Origin of the sequence: Streptomyces cacaoi, from assembly GCF_006539165.1 — a bacterium.
GTDB lineage: Bacteria > Actinomycetota > Actinomycetes > Streptomycetales > Streptomycetaceae > Streptomyces > Streptomyces cacaoi.
In genome coordinates, this window is sequence record NZ_BJMM01000058.1 from 22,513 (window position 1) to 36,002 (window position 13,490).

Genomic DNA, 13,490 nt, shown 5'->3' on the forward strand with positions numbered 1-13,490 from the left:
ACCTCCGCCGGCCGCCCGCGCCCTTCCGTCGTACTCCGCCGCCCCGCCCGCGGACCTCGCGGCGGGCGGCGCGGGCACCTTGCCCCGTACCTCTTGCCCGGCGCCGACGGGGCGCGGCGCCGGGCGCCGGTTCACTCCTGGGGCTGCTGGTCCTGTGCGCCCTTGAGCGGGACCTCCTTGATGAACCAGGCCGCGACGAACACGATCACGGCGATCGCTGCTCCCATCAGGAAGACGGTGTGCGTGCCCGAGGAGACGGCGTGCTCGTACGCCTCCCGCACGGGCGCGGGCAGCTTGGCGAGGGAGGCCGCGTCGAGCTGGGCGCCGCCCTCAGTGAGCTTCGCCGCACCGCCGGCGGCCTGACCGCCCGCGGCCGCGCTCTCCTTCATCGAGTCCTCGACGCGGCCGGCGAAGACGGTGCCCATGAGGGCGACGCCGAACGAGCCGCCGATGGTGCGGAACAGCGTCGTCGTGGACGAGGCGACGCCCATGTCCTTCAGCTCGACGCTGTTCTGGGCTATCAGCATCGTCAGCTGCATCAGGAAGCCCATCCCGGCGCCCAGCACGACCATGTACAGGCCGGAGGTGAAGCGGGTGGTGCCCACGCCCATCTGGGCCAGCAGGAACAGGCCGACGGGGATGAGCACGCCGCCCGCTATCGGGTACATCCGGTACTTGCCCGTCCTCGTCGTGGCGCGGCCGGTGACGACGGAGACGAGCATCATCGGCAGGAGCACGGGGAGCAGCAGCAGCCCGGAGTTGGTGGCCGAGGCGCCCTGCACGCTCTGCTGGAAGAGCGGGATGAAGGTCATCGCGCCGAACATCACGAAGCCCAGCAGGAAGCCGATCACGGTGACCAGCGAGAAGTTGAGGTTCCGGAAGACCCCGAGCGGAAGTATCGGCTCGTCGACCCGGCGTTCGACGAGGACGAAGGCGATCAGCGCGACGACGGCCAGCGCGGCCAGGCCCAGGATGGTGCCGGAGCTCCAGTCGTACTCCGTGCCGCCCCAGCTGGTGACGAGAACGGCCGCGGTGATGCCGGCCGTCAGCAGTGCGGCGCCGAGGTAGTCGATGCGCCCCTGGGAGCGCTTCTTCGGCAGGTGCAGGATCGTCCCGACCATGGCGAGCGCCACGGCGCCCAGCGGCAGGTTGATGTAGAACGCCCAGCGCCAGCCGAGGTGGTCGGTGAGGGTGCCGCCGACGAGCGGACCGCCGATCATGGCCAGCGACATGACGCCGGCCATCATGCCCATGTACTTGCCGCGTTCACGGGGCGGCACGAGGTCGCCCATGATCGCCATCGCGCCGACCATGAGGCCGCCGGCGCCGAGCCCCTGGAGGGCGCGGAAGCCGATGAGCTGACTCATGGTCTGAGCGGCGCCGGAGGTCACCGATCCGGCGAGGAAGATGACGATGGACGTGAGGAAGACGCCCTTGCGCCCGAACAGGTCGCCGAGCTTGCCCCACACCGGCGTCGACGCGGCCGTCGTCAGCGTGTAGGCGGTGACGACCCACGAGAGGTGTTCCAGGCCGCCGAGTTCGCCGACGATCGTGGGCATCGCGGTGCCGACGATCATGTTGTCGAGCATCGCGAGCAGGACCGCGATCATCAGCGAGAAGATGACGAGCGTCATGCTCCGTGGTTTCGGGCCGGCGGACTCCGGCGCCGTTCCGTTGGATTCGTCTTGACCGGTGCTCGACCCGCTCTTGGATCCCCCACCCTTTTCGTCCGGTTTCAGATCTCCCGGAACGTCCGTTGTGCGCATGCGCGGCCCACTCCCCTTTACTTGCAACTTACTTGCCGCACGGCTAGTTGAGTACGATGGACAAGCTAGAGTCCTTACTAGCCGGGCGTCAAGTAAGTTTTGCAGTGACTCGAAGGGGTCGGTCATGAGCAGGGGAAACACCCGTCAGCGCATCCAGGACGTCGCCCTGGAGCTGTTCGCTGACCGGGGCTACGAGAAGACCTCGCTCAGAGAGATCGCCGAGCAGCTGGGCGTCACCAAGGCCGCGCTCTACTACCACTTCAAGACGAAGGAAGACCTCGTCGCGAGCATCTTCGACGACTACGCGGCCCGCCCCACGGACGAGCTGATCGACTGGGCGAGCGACCAGCCGACGTCGCTGGAGACGAAGCTGGAGATCCTCCGCCGCTACAGCGAGTGCCTGAGCGGCGCCGAGCCGCTCTTCCGCTTCATGCACGAGAACCAGGCGGCACTGCGGGACCTGTCCATCGGCGAGAGGATGAAGGACCGCGTGCTCACGCTGCTCGACCTGATCCGCGAGGAGGACGCGCCGCTCACCGATCAAGTGCGCTGCTCCTCCGCTCTGTTCACGATGCACTCCACGATGTTCACGATGCGTGACACACCGTTCGCGAACGACGAGAAGCGCCAGGCCGCGCTGGAGGTCGCCCAGGAGCTGGTGGCGGCCGCACACCACGGCGATCCGGAGGGCTGACCCGCCCCGCACGCGCGAGGGCGCCCCCGCCACTGCGGGAGCGCCCTGTCGGCTGCGGCGCACGGCTGCGGAGCGCCGCCGGCCGTGCCGTGGCCCGTCGCCGGTCAGAACCGCACGCCGAGCGCCGCCATCGCGGCCTTCGGGTCCACGGCCGAGCCGTAGTCCGGGGTGTTGCGCACCTCGAAGTGCAGATGCGGGCCGGAGGAGTTGCCGGTGTTGCCGGACTTGCCGATGACCTGCCCGGTCCTCACCGTCTGCCCGGGCCGCACGTCGACCTGGGACAGATGCGCGTACTGGGTGTACTTGCCGTTGTCGTGGCGGACGACGATCGCGTTGCCGTAGGCGGGGCCGTCGCCCGCGCCGTTGCCGCCGGCCTTGACGACGGTGCCCTTGTGGACCGCCTCGACGGGGGTACCGACCTTCACGGCGAAGTCCTGGCCGGAGTGGTTGTGCGCCCAGCGCCCGCCGGCCTTGCCGAAGGAGGCGGACAGCTCGTACTTCACGGCGACGGGCTTGATCCAGGACAGCTGGAGCCGCTTGGCGTCCCGCGCCGCCTTGGCCTTCTTCTCGGCCGCGCGCTTCTCGGCGTCCTTCTCCGCCTGCGTCACCTTGCGCTGCTCCTGCGCCTGCTGAAGGGTCGAGTCGGCGAGGCTCTTCGCCACATCGGCGGAGAAGATGCCGCCGTCGTTCTTCTCGCCGGCCTTCTCGGCCGCGAGGGCGGCGCCTGCGCCCAGGGCCATCGTCGCGCCGAGCCCGGCGACGAGGGCCGCCGCCTTGGCCGCGGTGCTGTTGGTGGTCCTAGTGCTCGACATGCGGGTGGTACCTCCGGGTGGGGGACGGGGGGCGGCGCCCGGTTGGTGCCGGACGCGCAACCTTGGTAACCCGCCCGGAAACCGACATCAAGGACGCTTCCTACTAAGGCGGAACGTAGACGGCTATGCGACCCGGATCACTCCTCGCCGCCGCGTCGCCCCCGCACCCGCCCCGGGACCCCGGCCGGCGCGCCGCGCCTTCCTAAGCCGCTTCGTATGCGCCCGGACCCCTGTGCCGCACCTCACGGCCGGGCCCGCGGCGCTGTGGCGCCGCTCATATGGCCCCGCTCACGGCGGCACCTCTGCGTGGCCCGCCCGTCACCCTGTGCGGTGACGCCCCGGCCTCGCCCCTCCGGCCCGCCACCACGGGCCGCGCGAGCAGCTGTTCCCTCCCCACGCGTGCGCCCGTACGGCGTCGACGCGGGCAGCTGATCGTTCTACGCTGCTCGCCGTAAGCGACCCCGCACAGCGGGGAGTTGGACGGAGGCCGAACGGAGAGACGACGGGATGGATGCCGGGATGGTGGGGGCGAAAATCGCCTCCGGCGTGGTGGCGCCGCTCGTGAGGAAGCTGTTCGTGACCGAGGGGCCGGGCGCGGGGCTGGCCGGGCGCCCGGTGCGGGTCTCCGGGCTCGTCTCCTTCCGCGGGGAGAAGCGCACCCTGGGGCGCAAGGAGTTGCAGCGGATCGCCGACGAACTGGTCCGGCGTGCCGTCCGGGAGCTGGGCCCGCACGAGGCCCCGGACCAGGACGAGGCCCGCCGGGTCGCCCGATGGCTGGGCCGGGCCCTGCACGCCCTCGGCGACATCGGCCTGACCGATCTGGAGGCCGTCCAGCTGGGGCACACCGACTTCGGCCGGGCCCTGCACGCGCAGGCCGCGCTCCAGCGGGACGTGCTGGAGTTCAACGAGGCGGAGGAGGCGCTCTACCACCGCGTCCTGGACACCGCGTGCCTGCACATCCTGCACTTCTTCACGCAGCGTTCCACGTTCGTCGCCCGCACCCTGGTCGAGCAGAGCCGCACCCTGGCCGAGCTGGTGACCCTCGTGGACGTGCTCATCGAGCGCATCCCCGCGCGCTCCGCCCAGGACGCCGAGTTCGAGCAGGGCTATGCGCGCTATGTCGCCAACCGGCACTGCACGCTGACGATCTACGGCATCGACATGCAGCAGGCCAGCGAGTGGCCGCTGGACACCGCCTATCTCAGCCTGGAGGCGATCGCCCCGCGGGAGCACCGCGGGGACGCGCTGGGGGCGACGGACGACACCGCGTGGGCCCCGCAGACCGCCGGCCCGCAGCCCGTCGAACAAGCTCTCGCAGGGCACCACCGTGTGCTGCTGCGCGGCGTCGCCGGCTCCGGCAAGACGACGCTCGTGCAGTGGCTGGCCGTCAAGACCGCACGGCAGACCGAACTCACCGGCCGGATGGCCCACTTGATCGGCCGGGTGCCGTTCGTGCTGCCCCTGCGCTCCCTCACCCGCGAGGGCGGCACGCTCCCGACCCCCGAGAGCTTCCTGTCCGCCGTCGGCTGCCCGCTGGCCGGCTCGCAGCCGCCCGGCTGGGCCGACCGCGTGCTGGCCGCGGGGCGCGGGCTGCTGCTGATCGACGGCGTCGACGAGGTGCCCGAGGACGAACGCGCCCGCACCCGCCGCTGGCTGCGCGATCTGCTGGCGGCCTTCGAGGACAACCTCGTCCTCGTCACCTCCCGCCCCTCCGCCGTGCGGGAGGACTGGCTCGACGCCGAGGACTTCACCGAACTCGTCCTCTCCCCCATGCGGCCCGCGGATGTGGACGTCTTCATCGACCGCTGGCACACCGCCGCAGAAGCGCGCGAAGAGCTGGCCGCCTCCCTGCGCACAGCTGTCCGCACTAAGTCCGAGCTGACCAGGCTGGCCACCAACCCCCTGCTGTGCGGCCTCATCTGTGCCCTGCACCGTGAGCGGCACGGCTTCCTGCCCCGCGGACGCAAGGCGCTCTACGACGCCGCGCTCAGCATGCTCCTGGAGCGCCGGGACCGCGAACGCGCCGTCCACGAGCACCGGCAGGCCATCGAACTGGACGAGGAATCCCAGGTCGAGCTGTTGCAGAAGCTCGCCTACTGGCTCATCCGCAACGGCCGTTCGGAGCTGGCCGACGCCGACGCCATCGGCCTGCTGGAGCGGGTGCTGCCCTCGATGTCGTACGCGGCCGAACAGGGCACGGCCGAGCAGATCCACCGCCATCTGCTGGTGCGCTCGGGGCTGCTGCGCGAACCCGCGCCCGGCTCGGTCGACTTCGTGCACCGCACCTTCCAGGACTACCTGGGCGCGAAGGCCGCCGTGGAGGAGCGCGACTTCGGTGTGCTCGTCCAGCACGCCCATCTGGACCAGTGGGAGGACGTCCTGCGCATGGCCGTGGCACACGCCCGGCCGGACGAGCGGGCACAGCTGCTCGGCTCCCTCGTACGGCGCGGTGACGACGAACCGGATCACCGCACCCGGTTGCATCTGCTGGCGATGGCCTGTCTGGAGCACGCCACGAAGCTCGACCCGGCGGTACGCACCGCGGTCGAACAGCGGGCCCGGGCCCTGGTACCGCCGCGCAGCATCGACGAGGCGAAGGCGCTCGCCGAAGTGGGCCCCGTCGTCCTGGAGCTGCTGCCGGGCCCGGACGAGCTGGACGCCGAGGAGGCCCAGGCCACGGTCCACGCGGCCGCCCAGATCGGCACCCGCGCCGCCCTGCCCGTCCTCGCCCGGTTCCGCGACCACGAGGCCCCCGCCGTCCTCGACCAGCTCGGCAACCACTGGGACCGCTTCGAGACGAGCACCTACGCCTACGAGATCGTCCGCTGGCTCGTGCAGCGGCCGGAGCCGCTCATCACGGTCCGCACCCGTGAGGAGATGATCGCCTGGAGCGCGCTCGGCGGCAGCGAACAGGTCCGCTTCACCGGGGACTTCTCGCCCGAGCAGATCCTGGACGCCGTACCGGCGGGAAAGGTCCGCCGGCTCGTCCTGGCCCGGAACCCGGGCCTCACCGACGTCGGTTTTCTCGCCTCCCTGCCGACCCTGCGCGAGGTGCACTTCTTCGACTGCCCCCAGCTGCGCGACCTTTCCGGGCTGGACGCGCTGCCGCTGGAGGGCCTCGCGCTGGAACAGGTGCCACAGCTGGAGACCCTCGGCGGACTGGGACAGCTGAGGGCGCTGCACCTCAACGCCGAGGTGCCCTTCCCCGGCTGGCAGGCCCTGCGCGCGGCCGGCGGGCTGACCTATCTGCGCACCCTCCCCCAGACGACGGCCCTGTCCGGACTCGCGCACTTCCCGCAGCTGAGCGCGTTGCACCTCGGCCCCGGCAGCACCACCAGGCTGGGCGACTACCGCCCGCTGGGCCACGCCGACTGGGAAACCCTCGCCCAGCTGCGGGAGTTGGGCCGGCTCACCATCGGCGCCGTACAGCTGGCCCGCTCCACCGACATGGCGCAGCCCCTGCACGGCGTCGAACAGCTCGTCCTCCGGGACATGCTGCTGCTGGACGAGGAGACCCGGCCCGCCGCCCTGCCGGACCCCGCCGTCTTCCCCCGGCTGACGCGGCTCATGCTGTTCGAACCGCCCGACGGCCTCGATCTCTCCCCGCTCGCCGGCCTCCCCGGGCTGCGCTCCCTGCACCTCTCCCGCCCCGAGGGCCACCTGGACACCTCGGTGCTCCCGGACCACGTCGAGGTCACCCGCTTCCCCCGGCGCCGCCGCACCTGAACCGCTGCCGGGTCCGGCCACCTGGCGAGAACGCAGGGTGACCTGTGACACACGGACGGCTTACGCTGGTCGGGAGCAGACGTTCCGCCGCCGTCGCCGACACCGGCCGCCGGCACCGCCGTTCCCGGCCGCCGGCTCTCCACCGGCACTCGGTACCCGGTGGCCGGCACCCCGCAGTCAGCACCCAGCTCCTCGCAGTCGCCAGCAGTCGCCAGCAGTCGCCAGCAGTCACCAGCAGCCGCCAGCAGCCGCCGCTTCGGCAGGGGGCCCACCGCATGGATCCCGCAGTCCGTCTCGCGTCCACCGTCGCCGATCCCCTCGTCAGCCGGCTGCTGCTGCCCACCGAGGCAGCCACGGACGACGGGGCACACCCCGGGGAGCCCGAACTGCTCGCCCGGATCGTCTCGTTCCGCGGCGCGGACCCGCCGCTGGGCTACGAGGACCTGCTCGCGCTCGCCGAGGAGTTCGTCGCCCGCACCGCCGCCCGGCACCATCTGCCCACGCGCGACGAGGCGCCCGTCGCCACGGTGCTCTCCCGCACCCTGTGGACCATCGGCGAGCTGCCCACCACCGACGCGCAGGCCGTCCGCCTCGGCCCGCAGGACTACGCGCGCACCCTGCGCTCCGCCGTGCCCGGTGCCGACCGCGAACTGTCCCCGGAGGCCGCCTGGTTCCACGACCGGCTCCTGGTCACCGTCTGTCTGCATCTGCTGCACCAGCTCATCCGCCGCTCCCCGCGTCTGTCCGAACGGCTGCCCGAACGCGCCCACCGGATCCGGCAGTTGGTCGACCTCAACGACGTCGACGCCGTCCGGAGCCGGCCCGAGCCCTCCGCGCACGACGCCGCCTTCGAGGCCCGCTACGCCCACTCCGTCGTCGAGCTGTACAACCACGTCACGATCCACGGCATCGACCTGCCCAACCCCAACACGCCGGACAGCTGGTCCCTGGACGCCACCTATCTCAGCCTCAGCGCCGAGTTCGGCGCCCCCGGCGGCGCCCCGCCGGCCGGTCCGGACGACGGCGACAGCGGCGAACCCGTCCTGTCCGTCGACCGGGCGCTCGGCGGCCACGAACGGGTACTGCTGCGCGGCGTCGCCGGCTCCGGCAAGACGACGCTCGTGCAGTGGCTCGCCGTCACCGCCGCCCGCGACGCGTTCCCCGCCGAACTGGCCACGCTGCGCGGCCGGATCCCGCTCGTGCTGCCCGTCCGCCGGTTCGCCCGGGAGGGATTCCCCGGCCCCGACGACTTCCTGCACGCCGTCCGTCACCCCCTCGCCGACGAGGCCCCGGACGGCTGGGTGGCACGCGTCCTGACCGAGGAGCGCGGCCTGCTCCTCGTCGACGGCATCGACGAGGCGCCCGAAGCCGGCCGTGCGGCCCTCCGGGACGCGCTGCGCCGGCTGATGCGCATCTACTCCGGCAACTTCTGCCTGGTCACCTCGCGGCACTCCGCCGTCGAACCCGACTGGCTCGCCGACGAGGGCTTCGACGAGCTGGCGCTCGCGCCGATGAACCGCGACCAGGTCGCCGCCTTCATCACCGCCTGGCACACCGCGGCCGCCGACGACGAAGGCAAGGACCACGCCCACCTCACCACCTACCGCGACCGGCTGCTCGCCACCATCCCCCTCTACCGCGAGCTGCGCGGGCTGGCCACCAACCCCCTGATGTGCGGACTCATCTGCGCCCTCAACCGCGACCGCTCCGGCTCCCTCCCGCAGGGCCGCAAGGAGCTGTACGAGGCGGCCATGCAGATGCTCCTCCAGCGCCGCGACCCCGAACGCCGGGTGCTCTACGCCGACGCCGTCCGGCTCCAGCGCAGCGCCCGCGAACGGCTGCTGCGCAAGCTGGCCTACCGCATGCTGACCGAACACCGCTCCGAGCTGACGACCCCGGAGGCCCTCGACGAGATCGGCCGGCATCTGCCCGCCATACCCGCCGCCGCGGGCCAGGGCGGTGCCCGCGGCATCTTCAACCATCTGCTGCTGCGCACCGGTGTGCTGCGCGAACAGTCCGCCCGCGCCGTGGAGTTCGTCCACCGCACCGTCCAGGACTATCTCGCCGCGAAGGAGGCCGTCGAACAGGGCGCCTTCGATCTGCTGCTCGCACACGCGCACGAGTCCGAGTGGGAGGAGGTGATCCGGATGGCCGTCGCACACGCCCGGCCCGCGGAATGCGCCCGGCTCCTCGGCGGACTGCTCGCCCCCGGCCACACCGGGATGCAGCGCAACCGCCGCCGGCTCCTCGCCGCCGCCTGCCTGGAACACGTCACCGAGCTGGACCCGGACACCCATGCCCGGATCCGCCGCGAGACCCGCCACATGGTGCGCCCGACGACCGTCGCCGCCGCCCGCAGCCTGGGCTGGGTCGGCCCGATCGTCCTGGAGATGCTGCCCGACCCGGCGCACGTCCCCGACGACGAGGCGTACCGGCTGGCCGTCACCGTCACCCGCATCAGCGACGACGCCGCCATCCACTACCTCGCCCAGCTGCGCAACCGCGCCTCGCTCAAGCTACGGGCCGAACTCGCGCACGGCTGGCGCAACTTCGACACCGACCGGTACGCCGAGGAGATCATCAGCCATCTCGATCCCGAGGGGCTGTACTTCCCGGTCTCCGACCGTTACGAACTCGCCGCACTGCGCAAGCTCGGCGGCCGGGCGCGGGTACAGATCGTCGGCCGGTTCAGCCCCGACGAACTGTTGGAGGGGCTCTGCCTGGACCAGCTCACCCATCTGTGGCTCGCCTACGACCTCGGCGCCTCCATGGACTGGCTGGCCGCCTTCCCCCACCTCACGACGCTCCGCGTCAACCCCCGTCTCCCCCGGGTGCACGGCGTCCCCCACGGCATCCGCATCCTGTCCTGAACGCTCCGGAACGCCCCTGAACGCTCCTGAACGCAACGGCCGACGACGGCCACAGCACACGAAAGCGGGGCCGGCCCCGAAGGGCCGACCCCGCTTCACGACGGTGCCGTCAGGCGTCCTTGCTGAGGTTGGGACCACCACCGGCGGCGGACTCCACCGGCGGAGCGTCCGGCAGGGCCGACTTGTCCTCGCCGCGGAAGGTGAAGGTCTTCGCCTCACCCTCGCCCTCGGTGTCGACGACCACGATCTGGCCGGGGCGCAGATCACCGAAGAGGATCTTCTCGGACAGCACGTCCTCGATCTCCCGCTGGATGGTGCGGCGCAGCGGCCGCGCACCCATCACCGGGTCGTACCCCTTCTTGGCCAGCAGCTCCTTGGCATCGGTGCTCAGCTCGATGCCCATGTCCCGGTCCTTCAGCCGCTCGTCCACCTGCGCGATCATCAGGTCGACGATCCGGATGATGTCGTCCTGCGTCAGCTGGTGGAAGACGACGGTGTCGTCGACACGGTTGAGGAACTCGGGCCGGAAGTGCTGCTTCAGCTCGTCGTTGACCTTGGCCTTCATCCGGTCGTATCCCGCGCGGACGTCGCCCTGGCCGGCGAAGCCGAGGTTGAAGCCCTTGGAGATGTCCCGGGTACCGAGGTTGGTCGTCATGATGATGACCGTGTTCTTGAAGTCCACGACCCGGCCCTGGGAGTCGGTCAGCCGACCGTCCTCCAGGATCTGGAGCAGCGAGTTGAAGATGTCCGGGTGGGCCTTCTCGACCTCGTCGAAGAGGACGACCGAGAACGGCTTGCGGCGCACCTTCTCGGTGAGCTGGCCGCCCTCCTCGTAGCCCACGTATCCGGGCGGGGAGCCGAACAGCCGCGAGACGGTGTGCTTCTCGCCGAACTCCGACATGTCGAGCGAGATCAGCGCTTCCTCGTCGCCGAAGAGGAACTCCGCCAGCGTCTTGGACAGCTCCGTCTTACCGACGCCGGACGGGCCGGCGAAGATGAACGAACCACCGGGACGCTTGGGGTCCTTCAGACCCGCACGGGTGCGCCGGATGGCCTGCGAGAGCGCCTTGATGGCGTCCTCCTGGCCGATGACGCGCTTGTGCAGCTCCTCCTCCATGCGCAGGAGCCGGCTGGACTCCTCCTCGGTGAGCTTGAAGACCGGGATGCCGGTGGCGGTGGCGAGGACCTCGGCGATCAGCTCCTCGTCGACCTCGGCGACGACGTCCATGTCGCCGGCCTTCCACTCCTTCTCCCGCTTGGCCTTCTGCGCGAGCAGCTGCTTCTCGTCGTCACGCAGCGAGGCGGCCTTCTCGAAGTCCTGCGAGTCGATCGCGGACTCCTTGTCCCGGCGGACGTTGGCGATCTTCTCGTCGAACTCGCGCAGGTCCGGCGGGGCGGTCATCCGGCGGATCCGCATCCGGGAGCCGGCCTCGTCGATCAGGTCGATCGCCTTGTCCGGCAGGTAGCGGTCCGAGATGTAGCGGTCCGCGAGCGTCGCGGCGCCGACCAGGGCGGCGTCCGTGATCGAGACGCGGTGGTGCGCCTCGTACCGGTCGCGCAGGCCCTTGAGGATCTCGATCGTGTGCGGCAGGGACGGCTCCGCGACCTGGATGGGCTGGAAACGGCGCTCCAGCGCCGCGTCCTTCTCCAGGTACTTGCGGTACTCGTCCAGCGTCGTGGCACCGATGGTCTGGAGCTCGCCACGGGCCAGCATCGGCTTGAGGATGCTGGCGGCGTCGATGGCGCCCTCGGCGGCGCCCGCGCCGACCAGGGTGTGCAGCTCATCGATGAACAGGATGATGTCGCCGCGGGTGCGGATCTCCTTGAGCACCTTCTTCAGGCGTTCCTCGAAGTCACCGCGGTACCGCGAGCCGGCCACGAGCGCGCCGAGATCCAGGGTGTAGAGGTGCTTCTCCTTGAGGGTCTCGGGCACCTCGCCCTTGACGATGGCCTGCGCCAGGCCCTCGACGACGGCGGTCTTGCCGACGCCGGGCTCGCCGATCAGCACCGGGTTGTTCTTGGTGCGCCGGGACAGCACCTGCATGACCCGCTCGATCTCCTTCTCGCGCCCGATGACCGGGTCGAGCTTGGATTCGCGAGCGGCCTGCGTCAGGTTGCGGCCGAACTGGTCGAGCACGAGCGACGTGGACGGCGTGCCCTCGGCGGGGCCGCCCGCGGTGGCTGCCTCCTTGCCGCCGGAGTAGCCGGACAGCAGCTGGATGACCTGCTGGCGCACGCGGTTGAGGTCCGCGCCCAGCTTCACCAGGACCTGGGCGGCGACGCCCTCGCCCTCGCGGATCAGACCCAGCAGGATGTGCTCGGTGCCGATGTAGTTGTGGCCGAGCTGAAGGGCTTCGCGGAGCGACAGCTCCAGCACCTTCTTGGCACGGGGAGTGAAGGGAATGTGGCCGGAGGGCGCCTGCTGGCCCTGGCCGATGATCTCCTCCACCTGCTGTCGGACAGCCTCAAGCGAGATCCCGAGGCTCTCCAGTGCCTTAGCGGCGACACCCTCTCCCTCGTGGATCAGGCCCAGAAGGATGTGCTCGGTGCCGATGTAGTTGTGGTTGAGCATCCGGGCTTCTTCCTGAGCCAGGACGACAACCCGCCGCGCGCGGTCGGTGAACCTCTCGAACATCGTTAATCGCTCCTCAGAGCGGTCAGGCAGTGAGGGGACGCTCCCCTCGCTGTCCTTCCGCAGCTTAGTCCCGCAACGGGGGACCGCTCATTCCAACTGCCGACTGAGGCCCGGTCGACCCGCTCGATCATGCGCCTCCTGCCCCGGACAGCCGACAACAGTTCCAACCCGATGGTGCGAGACGATGTTCCCGCAGGCCAGGCGTATTCACCTGGATCCACTACGCCGACGGCGAACGCCCCCGCACCGTTGCGCCCGCTCCTTTGTGACACCGCTTCCGCACACCCCCGCCGTGCCCGTCGTCACCTGGGATTCCTGGCTGTCGAAGCCTTCTTACCCGCCCGCACCGATCCTCCATGCGGTCTTCGGCGGATACGGCGCCGCGCATCCGCTGAGGGCGAACAGGCCCGCAATCCCCGGACTCTGTGTAATTGCCGCGTCCGGTCCGGCGACACCCCGTGCACACGATGAGTGCCGGATAGCCAACTGTGAGTAGGCGGCCTGTTGTTCAGTGTGCCCACCCGGAGGCGTGTGAACCGTGCCGGGGCGACCGAGAGGCCACGGACGGTGACCGCGCCGGCAACGCCGGCCGCGCCGGCCGCGCCGACGGCGCAGTTGGCGGAAAAGCAGGGGTGCAGCAATTCAGCGGGTGCAGCGATTCAGCGGGTGCAGCGGGTCCGGCGAAGGGCCGGGAGGAGCGGCCGGCGGGCCGGCCGGGGAAGGCCCGGGGGCCGGGCCGTGGACAGGTGCTCTCCGGGAGGCCGCGGGGGCGACGGCCTCCCGGCCCCTGTCACGCCCCGCGTCCGTGCATCGGGGACGCCTCGGGGCGGTGGGGTGCGCGGCGGAGAGAGCGCCGCCGCGCCCTGCGGGGATGTCCCGTGACGGGCGGAACCGGGCCGCCGGGTGCGGTGCGCTCAGCGCGTCCACCCGGCGCCGCTCGCCGTTCCGGGACGCCCGGTGCGGCCTGCCGCACCGGGACATTCAGCC

General features: G+C 71.2%; 6 protein-coding genes. 3 read left to right on the forward strand and 3 right to left on the reverse strand.

Annotated features, from left to right (window positions below; translation table 11 throughout):
• Positions 1-131 precede the first annotated feature (131 nt).
• Positions 132-1,634, reverse strand: coding sequence for an MDR family MFS transporter (locus tag SCA03_RS30760; RefSeq protein ID WP_051847037.1), 1,503 nt, complete (start codon positions 1,632-1,634; stop codon positions 132-134).
• A gap of 256 nt (positions 1,635-1,890) precedes the next feature.
• On the opposite strand from SCA03_RS30760, the gene SCA03_RS30765 reads away from it, so the two are divergent.
• Positions 1,891-2,460, forward strand: coding sequence for a TetR/AcrR family transcriptional regulator (locus SCA03_RS30765; RefSeq protein ID WP_086815105.1), 570 nt, complete (start codon positions 1,891-1,893; stop codon positions 2,458-2,460).
• Between the two features lie 104 nt (positions 2,461-2,564).
• Here SCA03_RS30765 and SCA03_RS30770 read toward each other — a convergent pair whose 3' ends face one another.
• Positions 2,565-3,272, reverse strand: coding sequence for a M23 family metallopeptidase (locus SCA03_RS30770; RefSeq protein WP_030889326.1), 708 nt, complete (start codon positions 3,270-3,272; stop codon positions 2,565-2,567).
• Between the two features lie 519 nt (positions 3,273-3,791).
• Here SCA03_RS30770 and SCA03_RS30775 point away from each other — a divergent pair.
• Complete coding sequence (locus SCA03_RS30775; protein WP_230989017.1) at positions 3,792-6,998, forward strand: NACHT domain-containing protein; 3,207 nt, start codon at positions 3,792-3,794, stop codon at positions 6,996-6,998.
• A gap of 275 nt (positions 6,999-7,273) precedes the next feature.
• Entirely contained in the window at positions 7,274-9,868 is a 2,595-nt protein-coding gene (locus SCA03_RS30780) for an NACHT domain-containing protein (RefSeq protein ID WP_030889332.1), read from the forward strand.
• Positions 9,869-9,977: 109 nt separating this feature from the next.
• Here SCA03_RS30780 and SCA03_RS30785 read toward each other — a convergent pair whose 3' ends face one another.
• On the reverse strand, positions 9,978-12,503 hold the full coding sequence (locus SCA03_RS30785) for an ATP-dependent Clp protease ATP-binding subunit (protein ID WP_030889335.1): 2,526 nt from the start codon (positions 12,501-12,503) through the stop codon (positions 9,978-9,980).
• Between the last annotated feature and the right edge of the window lie 987 nt (positions 12,504-13,490).